19 protein-coding genes are annotated in these 21,586 nt (G+C 36.8%); all 19 read right to left on the bottom strand.

Going from position 1 to position 21,586, the window contains the following annotated elements:
* Window positions 1–2 precede the first annotated feature (2 nt).
* Complete coding sequence (gene dagF / locus AC5LWZ_RS02700; RefSeq protein WP_198222303.1) at window positions 3–743, bottom strand: 2-dehydro-3-deoxy-phosphogluconate aldolase; 741 nt, start codon at window positions 741–743, stop codon at window positions 3–5.
* A complete protein-coding gene (locus AC5LWZ_RS02695; protein WP_198201735.1) occupies window positions 743–1,882 on the bottom strand; it encodes a DgaE family pyridoxal phosphate-dependent ammonia lyase in 1,140 nt (379 codons plus the stop codon). The genes dagF and AC5LWZ_RS02695 overlap by 1 nt, the downstream gene beginning before the upstream one ends.
* Window positions 1,860–3,014 carry an amidohydrolase/deacetylase family metallohydrolase gene (locus tag AC5LWZ_RS02690; protein WP_198222305.1) on the bottom strand — a complete coding sequence of 385 codons (1,155 nt, stop codon included), beginning with the start codon at window positions 3,012–3,014 and terminating at the stop codon, window positions 1,860–1,862. The genes AC5LWZ_RS02695 and AC5LWZ_RS02690 overlap by 23 nt, the downstream gene beginning before the upstream one ends.
* A gap of 49 nt (window positions 3,015–3,063) precedes the next feature.
* On the bottom strand, window positions 3,064–3,717 hold the full coding sequence (locus tag AC5LWZ_RS02685; protein ID WP_086358844.1) for a DUF4310 family protein: 654 nt from the start codon (window positions 3,715–3,717) through the stop codon (window positions 3,064–3,066).
* An 18-nt stretch (window positions 3,718–3,735) separates the two neighbouring features.
* Complete coding sequence (locus tag AC5LWZ_RS02680; protein ID WP_110448556.1) at window positions 3,736–4,488, bottom strand: DUF4311 domain-containing protein; 753 nt, start codon at window positions 4,486–4,488, stop codon at window positions 3,736–3,738.
* Window positions 4,489–4,503: 15 nt separating this feature from the next.
* Window positions 4,504–4,800: a DUF4312 family protein gene (locus tag AC5LWZ_RS02675; RefSeq protein ID WP_110448557.1), complete on the bottom strand. Its 297-nt coding sequence runs from the start codon at window positions 4,798–4,800 to the stop codon at window positions 4,504–4,506.
* 13 nt (window positions 4,801–4,813) lie between these two features.
* Window positions 4,814–5,182, bottom strand: coding sequence for an SFCGS family glycine-rich protein (locus AC5LWZ_RS02670; protein WP_198222307.1), 369 nt, complete (start codon window positions 5,180–5,182; stop codon window positions 4,814–4,816).
* A gap of 45 nt (window positions 5,183–5,227) precedes the next feature.
* Window positions 5,228–5,557, bottom strand: coding sequence for a PRD domain-containing protein (locus AC5LWZ_RS02665; protein WP_110448617.1), 330 nt, complete (start codon window positions 5,555–5,557; stop codon window positions 5,228–5,230).
* Between the two features lie 356 nt (window positions 5,558–5,913).
* Window positions 5,914–6,831 (bottom strand): TPM domain-containing protein, encoded by a 918-nt coding sequence (locus tag AC5LWZ_RS02660; RefSeq protein WP_493463928.1) that lies wholly within the window; start codon window positions 6,829–6,831, stop codon window positions 5,914–5,916.
* A 5-nt stretch (window positions 6,832–6,836) separates the two neighbouring features.
* Window positions 6,837–7,436 (bottom strand): LemA family protein, encoded by a 600-nt coding sequence (locus AC5LWZ_RS02655; protein ID WP_086358839.1) that lies wholly within the window; start codon window positions 7,434–7,436, stop codon window positions 6,837–6,839.
* Window positions 7,437–7,798: 362 nt separating this feature from the next.
* Window positions 7,799–8,110: an antibiotic biosynthesis monooxygenase family protein gene (locus AC5LWZ_RS02650; RefSeq protein ID WP_065614605.1), complete on the bottom strand. Its 312-nt coding sequence runs from the start codon at window positions 8,108–8,110 to the stop codon at window positions 7,799–7,801.
* Between the two features lie 84 nt (window positions 8,111–8,194).
* Window positions 8,195–12,415 carry a DNA-directed RNA polymerase subunit beta' gene (gene rpoC / locus AC5LWZ_RS02645; RefSeq protein WP_198201739.1) on the bottom strand — a complete coding sequence of 1,407 codons (4,221 nt, stop codon included), beginning with the start codon at window positions 12,413–12,415 and terminating at the stop codon, window positions 8,195–8,197.
* A gap of 90 nt (window positions 12,416–12,505) precedes the next feature.
* Window positions 12,506–16,534, bottom strand: coding sequence for a DNA-directed RNA polymerase subunit beta (gene rpoB / locus AC5LWZ_RS02640; RefSeq protein WP_198247865.1), 4,029 nt, complete (start codon window positions 16,532–16,534; stop codon window positions 12,506–12,508).
* Between the two features lie 243 nt (window positions 16,535–16,777).
* A complete protein-coding gene (rplL, locus tag AC5LWZ_RS02635) occupies window positions 16,778–17,146 on the bottom strand; it encodes a 50S ribosomal protein L7/L12 (protein ID WP_034901671.1) in 369 nt (122 codons plus the stop codon).
* Between the two features lie 58 nt (window positions 17,147–17,204).
* Window positions 17,205–17,702, bottom strand: a complete 498-nt coding sequence (gene rplJ, locus AC5LWZ_RS02630) for a 50S ribosomal protein L10 (protein ID WP_086362789.1) — start codon at window positions 17,700–17,702, stop codon at window positions 17,205–17,207.
* A gap of 223 nt (window positions 17,703–17,925) precedes the next feature.
* Window positions 17,926–18,627, bottom strand: a complete 702-nt coding sequence (rplA, locus tag AC5LWZ_RS02625) for a 50S ribosomal protein L1 (RefSeq protein ID WP_198201741.1) — start codon at window positions 18,625–18,627, stop codon at window positions 17,926–17,928.
* Window positions 18,628–18,630: 3 nt separating this feature from the next.
* On the bottom strand, window positions 18,631–19,059 hold the full coding sequence (gene rplK, locus AC5LWZ_RS02620) for a 50S ribosomal protein L11 (protein ID WP_110448561.1): 429 nt from the start codon (window positions 19,057–19,059) through the stop codon (window positions 18,631–18,633).
* Between the two features lie 196 nt (window positions 19,060–19,255).
* Window positions 19,256–20,335, bottom strand: coding sequence for a class II fructose-bisphosphate aldolase (gene fbaA / locus AC5LWZ_RS02615; RefSeq protein WP_493463927.1), 1,080 nt, complete (start codon window positions 20,333–20,335; stop codon window positions 19,256–19,258).
* A 76-nt stretch (window positions 20,336–20,411) separates the two neighbouring features.
* Window positions 20,412–21,575, bottom strand: a complete 1,164-nt coding sequence (gene pgk / locus AC5LWZ_RS02610; protein ID WP_198201742.1) for a phosphoglycerate kinase — start codon at window positions 21,573–21,575, stop codon at window positions 20,412–20,414.
* Window positions 21,576–21,586 lie beyond the last annotated feature (11 nt).

The following is a 21,586-nucleotide window of genomic DNA, read 5'->3' as shown; positions in this document are numbered from 1 at the left end:
ACTCATCCTGCTAACTTTTGCGTAATCGCTAATAGTTGTTTAACATCTTCAGTTCTTGTCGCCCCAGTTGCTTTATCAATAATTGAGGTATAAATATGTGGAATAACTTTTTTCACACCGGCATTTAAGGCAATTTTTAAAATTGCTTCATAATTGTCTAAATCTATACCACCAGTAGGTTCTAGATAGAAATCATGTTCAGCACAACATTTAGCCACATACTCATATTCATCTATATGTTTTAACCCACCCATAGGGAAATATTTAATTGAGCTTCCCCCCATATCTTTTAATAAAGCAATAGCGGTTTCAACCGGAACGATAGCAGCTGGTGATTTTGAGCTTAGTGGCCCTGTAGCTATATTAACTAATCCTACTTTCCCTGTTGGTGATACAAGACCATTAATTACCGTTTCTTTTTGTCCTAATAAAGCACGACTTGTTGCCACCCCTGTAAAAACTTGATTAACATGTTGAGGCTGTAGAACTGCAGATATTTCTGACACCATAGTAGATTGATTAGGATCACCCGCTCCCAGACCAACTGAAATAGCATTATCAATGGCTAACGCATATTTTTTCATATCTTCTATTGCTTGCTGATTATCTGGATAATTTTTAGATAACACTCCCACAACAACATAAGTTTGTGCAGCTTCATAAATAGCACTAGCATTATCAATTGAATTGGCTAATACGTTTAAACAAACGCGATCGTTAAAATAATTTGGTGTCAATTGCATTATTTAACTCCTTGGATAATTTTTATAATTTTGTTATAGACAATATCAAGCTGTTCCGCCGTTACACTACGAACATCTGCATCTACTTTACCCTCATTGGCTTTATATTCCCGAAAATAGACTGCAATCTCGCCTTGCTTCATCAGGTCTATCATTTCAACAGCACTTTTACCAATAACCTTTGCATCAAATGATATTTCTGCACGAGCAATATCTCGGCCAGCACCATCCCAGACAACTTTTGCCGATATACCATTAATAGAATTTAACTTTTCGATAAATGGTGTCATTTTGACAACCATTTCTTGCCCAGTTTCTTGTTTAGGATCGTTAATATATAACTCAATTGCCCTGGTTAAGCCTAAAATACCTTCTTTACCAACCTTCATTGGTCGGCCAATACCTTGAGACTGAAGTTTAAGCCATTCAATAGCTTGGTGGCGGCCAATAACTAAGCCACTAGTTGGCCCTTCAATTGCTTTTGCACCACTATAAATAACTAAATCAGCGCCTTGTTGATAATAGGTTTGTAAATCCTCTTCCGCTGCGGCATCAACAATTAATGGAATATTATATTTTTTGGCCACTGTTACGGCTTGCGCAACTGATAACATACTTTTTTGCACACAATGATGTGATTTAACATATAAAATAGCCGCGGTATCAGAATTAATTAATGATTCAATGTGCTCTGGTTTGCACTCATTTGCATAACCCGCTTCAACCACAATTCCACCACCTAGAGCGACCATAGTACTAATAGGAGCACCAAAATTGACGTTATGTCCTTTTGGCACAATAATTTCCCTTGCTACCCATTTATCAGAACTATGTAAATTAAATAATAAATCACGATCATCTTTAACGATTAAACCTGCGACAGCTTGCGCAATGCCAGCCGAGGCACATGATACGACCACAGCGTTTTCGACATTGAGTAATTTAGCAATGTATTGACCAGTTTTATCAACTAAATCTTTTATTTCAAAATATTCATTTAATCCGTGGGATACAGTATCAACCACTTCTGCTCTAGGTGTTGAAACACCTAAAATAGTCATTCGCCCCGAAGCATTAATCACTTTTTTCAAGTGGTATTTACTGTATATTTCTTTTTCAGTTTGAGATTCTGAGCTCATTTTTACTACCTTCTTGTGTTATTTCAATGTGTGTAACTTTTTTGGTTGTATTTGTTACGATAGCGGCTAAAGGAACAAACTGTTCATGGCATTCCCTCTGCTCACCTTCTGAATCAGTTAAAGAGACGGTTTGCTGTTTTATATCAAAAATAGTCAAATCGGCATCATAGCCAATAGCTATTTCCCCTTTATTGTTTAAATGCAATATTTGTGCCGCATTTTTAGTGACACTATCAATAATTCTAGTTTTGCTATAACCTAGACAGATAAATTTATTCATCACATTTGCTAAGCTAAATACAGGACCTTGCAAGCGATTTTTAGAATATATATCAGAGCTAATAGTGTTTGGATAAACATCTAAGCATTTAGCTCGCTCAGCTACTGCAAAACTGAAACTTTCACCACCATGACCAATATCTAAAATCACCCCACGTCCAATGGCGCGTTTAATTGAATCACGCAGATTATTCTGCTTATCAAATATTTGGTTTGGCTTACCATTAAAACAATGAGTAATAATATCGCCTTTAGTTAATAAATCTGCAATTTCATCAAGTTCAGGCGGATTATTTCCTACATGAATCATTAGTGGCAACCCCGTCTTTTTCTGCATCTCTTTCGCTTTGATTAACGGTAAAATACCATTTTCGCCAACAACGCTACGACTCATCCTAACTTTTATTCCAATAATAAAATTAGGATATTTAACTAAAGTTTGGTCAAATAACGGCACATCTATATCTTGCATATCAGCAAGCTCACTTTGTCTTATTAAACCAATTTTTGAGATATTTAAAAAAGAATAAACATGAGTTTTAGCCTGCATCGCTAAATCATAAAATTCGTCCGCATCAAGTGCGCCAACACTACCAGCATCAACCACTGCCGTCACACCAGTTTTAACACCAATGAGATCTGGTTCATCGTGGTAAATTGGTGAGTGAGCAAAGCAATGAGTATGGGAATCTATCCAGCCGGCACTTATATAGTGTTGATTTTGTAAATCCAATACTTGATTTGATGTTGCGATTATATTTTTGCCAATTTCCACAATTTTGCCTTGTTGAATGGCAATATCGGTTATTGAATTATCAATGAGTTTGGCATTTTTTATAATTAAATCATACATAATTTAATCCAATCCCCTCGACCATAATCATGATAGAGGGGACATAATATTATATAATTGGGAAGATACCGCCAAAAATCATGGCACCTAATATTGCACCACCTGTAATAGGCTTTTTCCATACATAAAATAATAGTGCACCAAGCAATGACCCTATACCAATAGGAATAGATGCAACCATAGCTGATAAAATAATCATTGGACCAAGAAATCGACCTGATGCATTTCCCGCTCCCATCATGACATCTGCGCCAAAGGTTGATCCACCACCACTGTTAACTGTAAATTTACGAATAAGGATGATAAGTAAGCCGATTACCATACCGAGCAGTAAGCCGGTTAATAACGCTACCAAAAAATTCTCAATTGGCAATGTATAGCCACCCGCTAATAACAACGCTGGCACACCTAAACCAATACCTGTTTGTAGCGCACCACCAATATCAAGTATCCCAACCAGCGATCCCTCAATGACACGCGCAAATAAAAAGCTAGCACCAAAAGCGGCTACGGCACCATAATCACCTGTCGTCATACCAGATTTAAGCATTGCAACAAATGCTATTTCGTTAAAAGCACCAATCCCATATACATAAAAAGTATGTGTTCCAGCGAAAATACCTGCAGAGAGTAATCCACAAAGAATAGGGAATGACCAATCGGCATACCAAAAACTTTTATTAATGGTTGTTTGAGTATTCATAATCTGTTGTTCCCTATATTATTTAAACCAATAAGACAAACCATCTCGGAATGAATTAATCATTTTCATATCAAATCCACGGAAATATCCGCTCATGATAAATAAAACAATTACCGCAGCTAACATGATTTTCATCACTCGATTCCAACCACTATCATCCACTCCTTTACCAATCAAAATACCTAACACTAAACCAGGTACTGCATTACCCATAATTAATTGCGCTAGCCCACCAAACAAAGTTCCCCAAAAACCACTTCTTCTACCGGCATCTAAAGCTGCCAACCAGAAAATAACCGGCATCACAGTCGCGACTAGTAAATTTGCGGCTGGAACTAAAACTTTAGTTGCGGTAATTTTTAAAGAATCAGGAATAACCGAGGTGGTTGTATTTAAAAATAACACAACAATCACACCGATAAATGCACAAGCAAAGGCCATTTTCTTAGGATCATGTAACGTTTGTGCTAAATTTCGGTTTTTTATCATCAATAGTGCAGCACCCCAGTTTGGAATGATACGATGATCAACATCTTGGGTAAATGAACCAGCAGCAACAGATGAAGCCCAGGCATTAAAAAAGAATCCTAAGCCAAATGAAAAATGTGCAGCAGGATCACCCTCACAAGAATTAAGTTCACCTAGGGTACGAAAAGCCCCCATACCTTGATAAGTTGGAGCATGAAACATTCGAGCTGCACCAGCGCCTACTCCAAATCCACACAGTCCACCAATTACAATGGACTTCAATGCTATAATTAGAATTTCCATGACTTTCCTTTTACGTTATTTAGAGATAAATTTAATATCGTTCAGATCGATAAACGTAACATTTACTGAGACATCGAGTGTGATGTCATAAAATGTCTTTTTTCTAGGTAAAAAGATAAATAAAAAGCGTTCTGTAGTTATCTTTTCAATAGCAGAAACAACACTAATATTAAGCGGTTCAATTCGTAACATGACATTATTAGTATTTTTAAGTACCTGCTTTTGCACTTGATTTAGCGCTATAGCGAACGCACGCTGCTTCGAATCTCCTTGCCCAGTTACTCTTACTTGTATCTGCTCAGTTTTTTTCATATTTCTAACCTATTTAAGAACGAGGATATTTTTTCAAAAATGCTTGGGCTATACGTTGGCCAAGTTCTACTGTATCCATAAAACCAAATCCTAGTACTTTACAACCGTCATTAATGGCTGTTTCACCTTCTTCAATTGAACGCATACCGTGTCGTTGAGAATAGCCATATTTATTTTGTGCCGTTATGGCACCTGCACCTCCACTGCCACAAAACGAAAGCCCTAGATCTGCATTCTCACTATTCATTACGTCACCCAATTTCATATCAGCTGCCATACCTGGAATAACAATTGCACGACACCCTTCTATAGAATTAATTCCCTCTGCAATTTTTTGTCCTTTGCCCATTCTATCGCCGATGACAATGATTACTTCTGCCATAATTATGCTCCTATCAATTATTGTTTTTTAAATTTATTAATTCGTTTAATTTGCTATAGCTACTTCATAATGAACAGCCAGTAAATAAGCCTCTTCCATTGGTAGACTATTGAATAATTGTATGGTTTTACGTGCAAGCATTAAGGATTGCTCTGAGAGTTCATCAAATAAAGAAGGATCAACCTCAGGTAGTTTTTCTAGCGTTTTCGCTCTTTCAACCATTGCTTTAACATGTGATAACAACATCGCTTTTTGCACGTCATTTTGGGATATTTGATGATCAGTCAACCAACGATTAATAATTTCTATCGTTTGCGCAGTCACAACTTCGGGATCTAAATCATCTTCGATCATACGGAATTGTATTTGTGCCATAGTCATTCTAATTCTCTTGTTTCTTTTTAAGATGACTTAGCCTAAAGGAAATAATTATCAATGTGGAGAGAGACTTTTTCCTATTGCAAAAGGAAATTTATTGTCAGGCAGGCTAAAAGCTATTGTAAACAAGGATTATTATGTAGGATGTAATTGAAGATTAACTAAATTGATTTTAAATTTAAATAAACTATTACTTAAAAGTATCATTAATAAATTTTTATGATATAAAAAACCCCTCTCCTCAAAATTTTTCAAGCACAGATAGTTATTTTTGCTATCGAGGCTATGAACCTAGGTAGTATTTTTGTTAAAAGAGTAAATTGCCAATTTCTTTTGGTACTTTTTAAGAAAGTTTACCAGCTGCCAGAGGCACCACCGCCACCACTACGGCCACCGCCTCCACCACCAAATCCGCCGAATGAACCTCCGCCAAAACCACCACCATTACCCCCACCGAAACCGCCTCCTCGACCACCACGTCCGCTACCGCCACTCATAGTTAAAATTCCACTTAAAATCGCACTGGCAACAAATGCTAAAAATATTAGAGGTAAGACAATATGTAATGAATAACCATTGAACAAAGTAAAACCGCCAACTGATATACCATTTAGTAAACCAGTACCTAAACTTCGGCTAGCACTACGTTTAGAGGAAGTAATCGAAAATAAGCTAGCAATAGTGAAACAAATAAAAAAGGATGCTAATCCATAACTAAATAAATTGGCACCAAAATCACCAGCAAGTACCGTTTTGAGATCTGGATCACTATTAGTCGCTGGTACCTGTTGAGAATCATTCAACTTATTAATTAAAACTGAAAGCGCATCATGTATACCTTGATAATAGTTATTTTGTCTAAATTGTGGCGCTAATTGTTCACGAATGATATGACTAGCAATTAAGTCGGTAATGATGCCTTCAAAACCATAACCAACTTCGATTCGCATCAACTTATCATCTTTAACAATTAATAATAAAATACCATTATCTTGCTCTTTTTTACCTATTTTCCACTTAATAAACACCCTATCAGCATACTGTTCAACCGTTTCATTATCGAGTTTGGGGATCATTAATACCGCGATCTGTGCACCATCAGTTCGCGTTTTTTCAAAAGTAATCAAGCTTGATTCCAAATCATCTATTTGTGATGGTTCTAAAGTATCTGATGTATCAATAATACGGCGATCAAATGTTGGAATTTCAGTTAATGCATAACTTACAGCACTAAAAAACAGTAAACAAAAGAGCAGATAATATTTTTTCATTATGCTTATTGTCCAAAATTGACTGCTGGTGGATTCGAAATTTGTTGTTCATTTTCAACAGTAAACTGTTGTTTTGGTTGTACCCCTATAACATTTGCAATCCACTTGGTTGGTAATTGACGGATATAAGTATTAAATGATTGTACTGTTTCTATATATCGACCTCTAGCAACCGTTATCCGGTTTTCAGTACCTTCCAATTGGCTCATTAAATCTTGATAAAGAGTGTTTGCTTTAAGTTCAGGGTAATTTTCACTAACAGCAATTAAGCGACTTAATGCGGAACTTAACTCTGATTGGGCTTGTTGGAATTTTGAAAATAAAGCGGGATCGCTAAGTTGATCTGCATTAATTTGGATCGAACCCACTTTCGCTCTCGCATCTGTTACCTGTGTAAAAACATCTTTTTCATGAGTTGCATATCCTTTTACTGTATTGACAAGATTCGGAACTAAATCTGCTCGACGTTTATACTGATTAATCACTTCCGACCACGATGCAGCAACTTTTTCGTCTTGAGTTTGAATACTGTTATAGTCTTTAAAAAAGAAAAATCCACCAACAATGATTAAAATAAGAATAAGCAATAGTAATTTCGATTTCATGGCAAGCCCCTGTAAATAGTTAAACTTTCAAATAACTTAAAAAAGCAATGATAATTAGAAAATACTAACCAGTAGCCTAAAAATTTTGTTACTAAACAAACTGAAAATGCTTAATTGAGGAATATATTTTTAAAACTTTTTATAAAAATAATTATGAACTATAAAATACAAAGAAGAGACTTTTAGATAGTAGATTTAATTTACATGGACTGCTCAAGTTCTTTAATAGATGTTATGCCCATGTAATTTTATTTGATTATATCTTTTTTTATGCAATTTGCGAAGAATTATCATCGGTAATTTTTTATTGGTATTGCTCATAATGCTTATTTTTAAATTTGATTTTTTAGTTTAAAAATTACTTAGATAATGACTTCAAAACATTCAAGTTGAGCCGGTTCAAAATAGATATCTGCGTTATTTGGACGGCTATCTGTATTACGGTGAGTATGTTTGAAATGAGCAGAATTAACCCAATTTTCAAAATCTTGTTTTGATTCCCATTCGGCATATGATGAAAACAATGTGTAATCTTCATAAGTTTTTCCTTTAAGGAAATAAAAACGATTAAAACCTTTCATCTCTTTTAAATGGCTATCACGATTACGCCATATTTCAATAAAAGTGTCTTCACTACCTAACTTAATTTTAAAACGATTCATTACAATATACATCTAATACTCCTTTCATACCCCATACACTCGACAAAAAAAATAGCACGTGATAACACGTGCTACTTTAGTCGATTTATCTAAAATCTATTGATTTTCTTCTGCTGAATTCAATAATTCCGCTAAGTTAGCTGTAGCTTCCTCAGCTGAAACAGTTGTTGGTTGAATTGCATCATCAGATGGCATTGCACGTTTACGCAAACGCTCTTTATGATATGCATAACCAGTACCTGCTGGAATTAAGCGACCAACAATAACGTTTTCTTTCAGACCACGAAGTTCATCATTTTTACCTGCAACTGCTGCTTCAGTTAATACGCGAGTCGTTTCTTGGAACGATGCCGCAGAAATAAATGACTCAGTAGTAAGTGATGCTTTAGTAATACCAAGCAAATCATGCAAGTAAACAATTGGTTCTTTACCTTGTGCTTCAAGCTCACGATTAATAATCTTCAAGCGTGAAACTTCAAGTTGTTCACCATCAAGTAAACGAGAACCACCAGGATGAATAACAGTTGCTTTACGTAACATTTGACGAACAATAACTTCAATATGTTTATCATTAATTTTTACACCTTGTAAACGATAAACTTCTTGAACTTCATTCACAATATAACGAGTTACTGCATTAACACCACGTAGACGTAAAATATCATGTGCTGATTCAGGTCCATCAGAAATCACATCGCCACGGCCAACTTGTTCGCCTTCGAATACGTTAAGTTGACGCCATTTTGGAATCATCTCTTCATATGGTTCACTACCATCTAGTGGAGTGATAATTAAACGACGTTTACCTTTAGTTTCTTTACCGAATGAGATAATACCATCAATTTCAGCAAGAATTGCCGGCTCTTTAGGTTTACGAGCTTCAAATAAATCAGCTACTCGAGGTAAACCACCGGTGATATCTTTAGTACCTACAGATGCTTGTGGAATCCGTGCAAGTGTATCACCAACATTAATTTCCGCACCATCTTCCAATTGTACTAATGCTTTACCTGGTAAGAAGTACTGCGCAAGCATTTCTGTACCTGCCACAAAGATATCATTACCTTTAGCATCAACAATTTTAATTGCTGGACGTAGATCTTTACCAACACCAGTACGTTCTGCTACATCTAAGATCACGATAGATGATAAACCTGTTAACTCATCAGTTTGACGAGTAATGGTTTGGCCATCGATCATATCAACAAAACGAACAAAACCTTTTGCTTCCGAAATAACTGGCATTGTATGCGGATCCCAGTTTGCTACTGTTTCACCGGCATCAACCGCTGCACCATTACCTTTGGTTAAAATCGAACCATAAGGAACTTTATAAGTTTCTTTCATTCGACCTAATTCATCAATAATAGTTAATTCAGCATTACGTGAAGTAATAACTAGTTTCTGATCTGGGTTAGTCACAAATTTAGCATTAGTTAGTTTAATACTACCTTTGTTTTTAACTTGAACACTAGATTCTGCTGCTGCTCGAGATGCCGCACCACCGATATGGAACGTACGCATGGTTAACTGTGTACCTGGCTCACCGATTGATTGAGCTGCAATAACACCGATTGCTTCACCTTTGTTCACTAAGTGACCACGAGCTAAGTCACGTCCATAACATTTCGCACAAACACCAAAATCAGTATCACACGAAACGACTGAACGAACTTTGACACTATCAACAGATTCTTGTTCAAGTAGATCACAATAACTTTCATCAAGTAATGTATTGCGAGGGATTAAAATATCCGCACTACCTGGTTTTAATACGTCTTCAGCTGTTACACGACCTAATACACGTTCACGTAATGGTTCTTTAACATCACCACCTTCGATCACAGGTGTCATTACCACACCTTCTAACGTGCCACAGTCATCTTCAATAACAACTAAATCTTGAGCCACATCAACTAAACGACGAGTTAAATAACCTGAGTTCGCTGTTTTCAATGCGGTATCAGCAAGACCTTTACGCGCACCATGGGTCGAGATAAAGTATTGAAGTACGTTTAATCCTTCACGGAAGTTTGCCGTAATTGGCGTTTCGATGATTGAACCATCTGGTTTAGCCATCAAACCACGCATACCCGCTAACTGACGAATCTGAGCTGCAGAACCACGAGCACCAGAGTCGGCCATCATATAGATGCTATTAAATGAAGATTGAACTTCTTCTTCACCTTCTCGGTTAATCACTTTTTCAGTTGATAAGTTATCCATCATCGCTTTAGCAACACGCTCATTAGCTGCTGCCCAAATATCGATAACTTTGTTATAACGTTCACCTGCAGTCACTAAACCTGATTGGAACTGTTCTTGAATTTCCGCAACTTCGATTTCAGCTTCATTGATAATTTGTAATTTCTTAGCAGGAATTTCCATATCATCAATACCAACCGATACACCAGAACGAGCTGCATAAGCAAAGCCGGTATACATCACTTGGTCAGCTAAAATAACAGTTTCTTTCATGCCCAATTGGCGATAACAAATATTTAAAATTCGTGAAATCGCTTTTTTACCAAGCGGTTGATTGATAACAGAGAAACTCATACCTTTAGGCATAATTAACCATAAGATAGCACGACCAACAGTAGTATCAATTACAGAAGTCGTATCTTCCCATTCACCAATACTGTTACGATGACTTTCAGTTATACGTACTTTAACTTTAGCATGTAATTCAACTAGACCTAAACGATACAGTTTTTCTGCTTCTTTAGGGCCGGTTAATACCATGCCTTCACCTTTAGCATTGACTTTATCACGAGTCATATAGTAAAGACCTAATACCACGTCCTGAGATGGAACGATAATAGGTTCACCACTTGCTGGTGAAAGAATATTGTTGGTTGACATCATTAACGCACGTGCTTCTAATTGCGCTTCTAACGTTAATGGAACGTGAACCGCCATTTGGTCACCATCGAAGTCAGCATTGAATGCCGCACAAACTAATGGGTGCAATTGGATCGCTTTACCTTCAATTAGGATAGGCTCAAACGCCTGAATACCAAGTCTATGAAGTGTTGGTGCACGGTTTAATAATACCGGATGTTCACGAATAACTTCATCTAAGATATCCCAAACAATTGCATCTTCACGTTCAACCATCTTCTTAGCAGCTTTAATGGTTGTTGCATAACCACGACGCTCTAATTTACCGTAGATAAATGGTTTAAATAGCTCAAGAGCCATTTTCTTCGGTAAACCACATTGATGTAAACGTAAGTATGGACCTACAGTAATTACTGAACGGCCAGAATAGTCTACACGTTTACCTAATAGGTTTTGACGGAAACGACCTTGCTTACCTTTAATCATATCGGCAAGTGATTTTAATGGACGTTTGTTTGAACCAGTGATTGCACGACCACGACGACCATTATCTAATAATGCGTCTACAGATTCTTGTAGCATACGTTTTTCGTTACGTACAATAATATCTGGTGCAGCTAAATCTAATAAACGTTTTAAACGATTATTACGGTTGATAACACGACGATATAAATCGTTTAAGTCTGATGTTGCAAAACGACCACCATCAAGTGGTACTAATGGTCGTAAATCTGGTGGCAACACAGGTAATACATTTAAGATCATCCATTCAGGTTTATTTTCTGATTGGATAAATGCTTCAATGATCTTAATTCTTTTGGTTAACTTTTTACGTTTTGTTTCAGAATTAGTGGTTGAGAGTTCATCACGTAATGCTTCACATTCAGCTTGAACATCAATATTACGTAATAATTCTTGAATAGCTTCTGCACCCATGCGTGCATCAAACTCATCACCGAACTCTTCTAACGCATCTAAATACTGTTCTTCAGTTAAAATTTGTCCACGATCTAAATTTGTCATGCCTCCATCAAGAACCATAAATGATTCAAAATAAAGTACACGTTCAATATCACGAAGTGGCATATCAAGTAATAAACCAATACGAGATGGTAATGATTTTAAAAACCAAATATGTGCAGTTGGTGATGCAAGTTCAATGTGGCCCATACGTTCACGACGTACTTTCGCTTGTGTGACTTCTACACCACATTTTTCACAAATAACACCACGGTGTTTTAAACGTTTATATTTTCCACACAAACATTCATAATCTTTAACTGGCCCGAAAATACGCGCACAAAACAATCCATCACGTTCAGGTTTAAACGTACGATAGTTAATTGTTTCAGGTTTTTTAACTTCACCAAAAGACCATGAACGAATCATATCAGGAGAGGCTAGGCCTATCTTGATAGCATCAAAATCTTCAGTTTTTGTTTGTGCTTTTAGAAACTTTAGTAAGTCTTTCACAATTGACTCCTATGGAGTTAAACCAATTAGATAACTTATCATTACTGATAAGTTATCCCTATAAATAGAAATCATTTTAGTTAGCTAAGATTACTCTTCATCTAACTCGATATTAATACCTAACGAACGAATCTCTTTTAACAATACGTTAAATGATTCAGGGATCGCAGGTTCCATACGATGATCACCATCTACAATATTTTTATACATCTTAGTACGACCGTTCACATCATCTGATTTAACAGTTAACATTTCTTGTAAGGTATAAGCTGCACCATATGCTTCAAGTGCCCATACTTCCATCTCACCGAAACGTTGACCACCAAATTGAGCTTTACCACCCAATGGTTGTTGCGTAACCAGACTATATGAACCTGTAGAACGGGCATGCATCTTATCATCAACTAAGTGATTCAATTTCAACATGTACATATAACCTACAGTTACTGGACGTTCAAATTGTTCACCGGTACGTCCATCATACAAGGTGATTTGACCTGAAGTTGGTAAATCACCAAGTTCAAGTAATGCTTTAATTTCTTGCTCTTTTGCACCATCAAATACCGGTGTTGCAAGTGGCATACCATTACGTAAATTTTGCGCCAATGTCATCACTTCTTGATCAGTAAATTCAGCAACATTTACTTTTTGTGCTGCACCTAAACCAAGGTCATAAGCTTTTTGGATAAAATCACGTAATTTAGCTAACTCTTGCTGTTCTTTTAGCATTGCGTCGATCTTTTGACCAATACCTTTCGCCGCCATACCCAAGTGAGTTTCTAAAATCTGACCGATATTCATACGAGAAGGAACACCTAGAGGATTCAATACGATATCTACTGGGCGACCTTTATCATCATATGGCATATCTTCAATTGGGTTGATTTTAGAGATAACCCCTTTGTTACCATGACGACCAGCCATCTTATCACCAGGCTGAATTTGACGTTTAACCGCTAAGTAAACTTTAACGATTTTGAGTACACCTGGTTGTAAATCATCACCTTGAGTAATCTTCATTCGTTTAGCTTCAAGTTTTTTGTTAAACTCAGCTTTAATTTCTTCGTGTTGTTCAGCTAGTTGCTCTAATTGAGCTTGCTTACTTTCATCGGCAATACCAATGGTTAACCATTTTTCACGTGGTAACGCATCTAATTTATCTGCTTTAATGCCACCAGAAATTAATACATCACGAATACGAGCAAATAATGCTGCTTCAAGGATTTTAAGTTCTTCTGTTAAGTCTTTGCGAACTTGTTTAAGTTGCATCTCTTCAATTTCAAGTGCACGTTTATCTTTCTGTACACCATCACGAGTAAAGACTTGAACATCAATAACTGTACCTGAAACACCATTTGGTACACGAAGTGAAGTATCTTTAACATCTGACGCTTTTTCACCAAAAATAGCGCGTAGTAATTTTTCTTCTGGTGTTAATTGTGTTTCACCTTTTGGTGTTACTTTACCAACCAGAATATCGCCACCTTTAACTTCAGCACCAATATAAACAATACCTGATTCATCTAGTTTAGAAAGCGCCGCTTCACCAACATTTGGAATATCTGCGGTAATTTCTTCTGCACCTAGTTTAGTATCACGAGATACACAAGATAATTCTTGAATATGAATCGAAGTGAAACGGTCATCTTGTACCACTTTTTCAGACACTAAAATAGAATCCTCAAAGTTATAACCATTCCATGGCATGAATGCCACACGCATGTTTTGACCTAAAGCCAACTCACCTAAGTCAGTTGATGGACCATCCGCAAGGACATCACCGCGCTCAACTTTTTCACCTAATTCCACACATGGAATTTGGTTAATACAGGTATTTTGGTTTGAACGGGTATATTTAGTTAAATTATAAATATCAATCCCTGTTTCACCAGCGTACATTTCATCATCGTTAACATTAATTACAATGCGTGATGCATCAACATATTGTACTGTACCACCACGACGAGCAACTGCAGTTACACCTGAGTCAACCGCTACTGCACGTTCCATACCTGTACCAACAAATGGTTTTTCTGCCTTTAATGTTGGTACCGCTTGACGTTGCATGTTTGCACCCATCAATGCACGGTTCGCATCATCATGTTCTAAGAATGGGATTAATGAAGCACCAACCGATACGATTTGTTGAGTTGATACGTCCATATAATGAACTTGTTCAGGACTATATAAACCAGACTCACCATTTAAACGACAAGTCACTAAATCTTCTTTAAAACGACCATCGTCATCAAGATTTGAGTTAGCCTGGGCAATAACAAATTCACTTTCGTCAATTGCTGATAAATAGTTAATTTCATCAGTTACCACACCATCAACTACTCGGCGGTATGGAGTCTCAAGGAATCCATACTCATTAGTACGAGAATAAACCGCTAGTGAGTTAATCAAACCGATGTTTGGACCTTCTGGTGTTTCAATCGGGCATACACGACCATAATGAGTAGGATGTACGTCACGTACTTCAAAGCCCGCTCGTTCACGTGTTAAACCACCTGGACCTAATGCAGAAATACGGCGTTTATGCGTAATTTCAGATAATGGATTGTTTTGATCCATAAACTGAGATAATTGGCTTGAACCAAAGAATTCGCGGATAGCTGCTGAAATTGGTTTAGCATTAATCATATCTTGTGGCATTAGTGAATCTAAGTCACCTAATGATAAACGTTCTTTTACAGCACGCTCTACACGCACTAAACCAATACGGAATTGGTTTTCTGCCATTTCACCAACACTACGGATACGACGATTACCTAAGTGATCGATATCATCGACTTCACCGTGACCATTACGAATGCTGATCAATTTCTTCATTACATCAACGATATCAGTTTTAGTTAAGACACTTTCGCCTTCAATATCGTCACGGCCTAAAGAACGATTAAACTTCATACGACCAACTGCTGATAAGTCATAACGCTCATCAGAGAAGAATAAGTTATCAAATAAAGCTTCAGCTGCTTCTTTTGTTGGCGGCTCACCCGGACGCATCATTCGATAAATTTCAACTAATGCACCTAGTCGATCTCGAGTAGAGTCAACATTTAATGTTTCAGAAATAAATGCACCATGATCTAAATCATTAGTGAATAATGTTTCAATTTTCTTATAGCCAGCATTAGTTAATTCAAGCAATAGCTCTAGTGAAATTGGTGTATTAGCAAAAGCAACAACTTCACCTGTTTCTTGATTTACATAATTTTTCGCTAATACTTTATTAACAATATATTCAACTGGAACATCAATCTTAGTTACTTTATCTTTTTCAAGCTCACGAATATGACGAGCTGTAATACGACGACCTTTCTCTGCGTAAACTTTGCCTTTTGATTCAATATCAAATAACGCTGTTTCACCACGTAAACGCTCTGGCACAAGATCCATTTTTAATTTTGATTTGCCCACTTCGAAAATAGTTTTTTCGAAGAACATATCTAAAATTTCTTCAGTTTCATAACCTAACGCACGCAAAATGATTGTTGCAGGAAGTTTACGACGACGGTCAATACGAGCAAAAAGATTATCTTTTGGATCAAATTCGAAATCAAGCCAAGAGCCACGATAAGGAATAATCCGAGCATTATATAAAACTTTACCAGAAGAGTGTGTTTTACCTTTATCACTATCAAAGAACACACCTGGACTACGGTGTAATTGTGAAACGATAACACGTTCTGTACCGTTAATCACAAACGTACCATTGTCAGTCATTAAAGGAATTTCGCCCATATAGACGTCTTGCTCTTTAATATCTTTAACTGTTCCTTCTGGCGCATCTTTATCATAAATAACTAAACGTAATTTAACGCGCAATGGTGCTGAGTAAGTGATCCCTCTAATTTGACATTCTTTTACATCAAATACAGGTTCGCCCATCTTAAAGCTCACGTATTGTAACTCAGCGCTACCACTATAACTTTTTATCGGAAATATTGAACGAAAAGCGGCTTCTAAACCATATTGACCTTCAGGGTCTTGCTCAATAAACTTCTGGAACGAATCAAGTTGAATAGAAAGAAGATACGGTATATCCAAGACTTGTGGACGCTTACCAAAATTCTTACGAATTCGTTTTTTCTCGGTATAAGAGTAAACCATTAGTTCCTCAACTTGCTTATCTGCTATTTTAGCATGATTAAATATTCATCAGGGTACTACGAAATAATAACGCCTGACACCTCATCGAAAATATCTATAAATATCAAATGATTAGGCTTAATAAATATATTATTTCTTTATTACTTTTTATTGATAATCTTCAAATAAAATTCTTTGACTTATTACAGCGCAAAAAGGCTGGAGGTATAAAACCCCCAGCCAGTTAGCTTGTTATCGATAAACTTACTTAAGTTCGACAACTGCACCAGATTCTTCAAGTGCCTTTTTAAGTTCATCTGCGTCAGCTTTACTAACACCTTCTTTAACAGTTGCTGGAGCTGATTCAACAAGGTCTTTAGCTTCTTTTAAGCCTAAACCAGTTGCACCACGAACTGCTTTGATAACAGCTACTTTGTTAGCGCCAACATCTTTTAAGATTACATCAAATTCAGATTTTTCTTCTGCTGCTTCAGCTGGACCAGCTGCTGCAACTGCTACAGCTGCTGCTGCAGAAACGCCAAATTTTTCTTCCATCATAGATACAAGTTCAACAACATCCATTACAGACATTTCAGCAACTGCATCTAAAATTTGTTCTTTAGTGATAGACATAATATAGTTTCCCAAATTTACATTTTTTTAATTAATAAAATTCACAATCATACTGCTATTAAGCAGCTTCTTTTTGATCGCGAACCGCTGCAAGAGTACGAACCAATTTGCCAGCTGCGGCTTCTTTCATGGTTGACATCAAGCGAGCTAATGCTTCTTCATAAGTAGGTAATGTTGCTAAGCGATCAATGTTCGCTGCAGTAATCAACTCACCTTCAAAGGCTGCGGCTTTAATCTCAAAATTATCATTTTCTTTTGCAAACGCTTTAAAAATACGCGCTGCAGCACCTGGGTGCTCATTTGAAAACGCAATTAGAGTTGGACCAACAAACGTATCTTTTAAGCACTCGTATTGAGTTCCCTCAACAACACGGCGTAATAAGGTGTTACGAACAACACGCATATAAACACCAGCTTCACGAGCAGATTTACGTAATGCAGTCATTTTTTCTACAGTTACGCCACGAGAATCAGCAACAACTGCAGATAGCGCACCTTTGGCTATTTCATTAACTTCAGCAACAATTTCTTGTTTATTTTGAAGATTTAGTGCCATTGGTATTGCTCCTGGATTAAACTAGGCAAAGCCTAGAATTACTTTAACTAACTACAAATGTAGTTAGCACAATCACGATGAGCAGAATTCCTGTATTATATCTTATCAGGTTCTGTCACCGTCTACGTAGGAAAATTAAGTAATCAAATATCAATTACACCTACGGTCTTGGACGGGGTCTGGTTAAGGCCAGACACCAACCGATTCTTTGTTTAATTGTTAATTAAACAGATGTATTTAAAGTTGCTTGATCGATAGCAACACCAGCGCCCATTGTAGTAGAAAGGCTAACTTTCTTCACAAATACACCTTTTGAAGATGCTGGTTTTGCACGTTTTAAAGCAACAAGTAATGCTTCTAAATTCTCTTTAAGTTTATCTGCATCAAAATCAGCTTTACCGATAGTAGTATGGATAATACCATTTTTATCATTACGGTAACGGATTTGACCTGCTTTAGCATTTTTAACCGCTTCAGCTACGTTAGGTGTTACAGTACCAACTTTAGGGTTTGGCATTAAGCCACGAGGTCCTAAAATTTGACCTAATTGACCAACAACACGCATTGCGTCTGGAGATGCGATAACAACGTCAAAGTTCATTTCGCCTTTTTTGATTTGATCTGCTAGATCATCCATACCAACTAATTCAGCACCAGCTTCTTTAGCAGCATCAGCATTTGCACCTTGAGTAAATACAGCAACACGAACACTACGTCCCGTACCATGTGGAAGAACGATAGCGCCACGCACATTTTGATCTGATTTACGTGAGTCGATACCTAAATTAACAGCAACATCAACGCTTTCAGTAAATTTAGCTGTAGCAAGTTCTTTCAATAAAGCGACTGCTTCATTGATATCATATAGTTTAGTAGCGTTTACTTTTTCGCGGATAAGTTTAGCTTTTTTAGATAATTTAGCCATGAATTAACCCTCCACTTCCAAGCCCATTGAACGTGCAGTTCCTTCGATAGAACGCATCATCGTTTCAATGGTTGCACCATTCATATCAGCAGCTTTTAATTCAGCGATTTCGCGAATTTGAGCGCTAGTTACTTTACCGACTTTTTTCTTATTCGGTTCACCAGAACCAGACTTGATTTTAGCCGCTTTCTTTAATAATACTGCAGCAGGCGGAGTCTTAGTTATAAAAGTGAATGAACGGTCAGAATATACAGTGATAACTACTGGAATAGGTAAACCTTTTTCCATGCTTTCTGTTTTAGCATTAAATGCTTTACAGAATTCCATAATATTCACACCGTGTTGACCAAGTGCTGGACCAACTGGTGGACTAGGATTTGCTGCACCAGCTGCAACTTGCAACTTGATGTAGGCTTGTACTTTTTTTGCCATTTTAGTTTCCTTCTCTCGGGTGCAAACGCCTCTATTAATAATAGTTATTAATAAATAGACAGCTCCCCTAAGTTAAATGAGGGCGAAATTATCCTACAACTAATACAAAAATGCAACATTTATTTGTTGAAGGATAAAACAAAAGCAGAGTTCATTACTCTGCTTCTATATATACAATAAAAAATATTAGAAAGTTTTACAGTACGTCGATAGAGTTAAGTTCTTTAAATGCAAGTTCTAAACGAGCAACTAAAGATTCTTGACCTTTACGTAACCATACTCGTGGATCGTAATATTTTTTATTCGGTGCATCGATACCTTCAGGGTTACCTAATTGACCTTGAAGATAAGCTTCATTTGCTTTGTAGTAATCTAAAACACCCGCCCAGTTTGCCCATTGAGTATCAGTATCGATATTCATTTTAACAACACCATAGCTAACTGCTTCAGCAATTTCTTCTTGAGTTGAACCTGAACCACCATGGAAAACGAAGTTTAATGATTTAGCTGGTAAATTAAATTTCTCAGATACATATTTTTGAGAATTATCTAGAATTTTTGGCGTTAATTTCACGTTACCTGGTTTGTAAACACCGTGAACATTACCGAATGATGCAGCAATAGTAAAACGTGGGCTAATTTCGCTTAAACGCTCATAAGCATAAGCAACATCTTCTGGTTGTGTATATAACGCAGAACTATCCATATGGCTATTATCTACACCATCTTCTTCACCACCAGTACAACCTAGTTCTAACTCTAATGTCATTTTCATCGCAGACATACGAGCAAGGTATTGACAACAAATATCAATATTATCTTTTAATGTTTCTTCAGAAAGATCGATCATGTGAGAAGAGAATAAAGGTTTACCTGTTTTAGCAAAGTGAGCTTCACCAGCATCAAGTAATCCATCAACCCATGGAAGAAGTTTTTTAGCACAGTGGTCAGTATGAAGAATAACTGGCACACCGTATTTTTCAGCCATAAGATGAACATGTTTAGCTCCTGAAACCGCACCTAAAACAGCAGCTTCTTGTCCATCTAATTTTAAGCCTTTACCAGCGATAAATTGAGCACCGCCATTAGAAAATTGAACAATTACTGCTGAACCAACTTTAGCTGCAGTTTCAATTACTGCGTTAATTGTATTTGTATCAACACAGTTAACAGCAGGTAAAGCAAAATTATTCTCACGCGCGATTTGAAAAACTTTTTGAACATCATCACCAGTAACAACACCAGGTTTAACGACATCAGAAATCTTTGTAGCCATTTTAATTCCTATAGATTTATTTATATAAAAAGTAAAGGATGAGTAATTGGCTCATCCTTATTATCGAAATAGAATATTAAGCTTTTGCTCTCTCTTCTAACATTGCAACAGCTGGTAGTTTTTTACCTTCAACAAACTCAAGGAATGCACCACCACCAGTAGAAATATAAGAAATTTTATCTTCAATACCAAATAAGTCAATTGCAGCTAATGTATCACCACCACCAGCGATTGAGAAACCTTGGCTATCGGCAATTGCTTTAGCAACAATTTCAGTACCACGACGGAAATTAGGGAACTCAAATACGCCAACAGGACCATTCCATAAAATAGTTTTTGCGTTTTTGATAATTTCAGCTAATACTTCTGCTGATTGATCACCTAAATCAAGAATTTGTTCATTTTCTTTAACATCTTTAACTGATTTTTCAGTTGCAGTCGCTGTTTCACTAAATTCAGTTGCTACACGAACATCGGTAGGAACAGGAATTTGACAGTTAGCCATTAATTTTTTTGCTTCAGGAATTAAATCAGCTTCGTAAAGAGATTTACCAACATTGTAGCCTTCTGCTGCGATGAATGTATTTGCGATACCACCACCAACAATAATTTGGTCAGCAATTTTTGATAAAGAATCAAGAACAGTTAGTTTAGTTGATACTTTAGAACCAGCAACAATCGCAACCATTGGACGAGCAGGATTATCAAGTGCTTTACCTAATGCATCAAGTTCAGCTGCCAATAATGGGCCAGCACAAGCAACAGGAGCAAACTTACCAGCACCATGAGTAGAAGCTTGAGCACGGTGAGCTGTACCAAACGCATCCATTACATAAATGTCGCAAAGTGCCGCATATTTTTTAGATAAAGTTTCATCATCTTTACCTTCACCTACGTTAAAACGTACGTTTTCAAGAACGACAAGTTCACCTTCGTTGACTTCAACACCATCAAGGTAATCTTTAACTAAACGAACTGGGAAAGAAACATGTTCTTTTAAGTAATCAACCACAGGTTGTAAAGAGAACTCTGGGTTATATTCGCCTTCAGTTGGTCGACCAATATGAGAAGTAACCATTACTTTAGCGCCTTTTTTAATGGCTTCTTCAATAGTAGGTAATGATGCTTTAATTCGCGCATCTGAAGTAACCTTACCATTTTTAACCGGCACATTAAGATCTGAGCGAATAAATAAACGTTTCCCTTTTAGATCAAGATCTTGCATTCTAATGATAGACATGAGACTTCCTC

The organism is Gilliamella sp. LMG 34362, assembly GCF_984569125.1.
The sequence above is the reverse complement of the archived record's forward strand: the minus strand, read 5'-3'. Positions and strand labels throughout refer to the sequence as shown.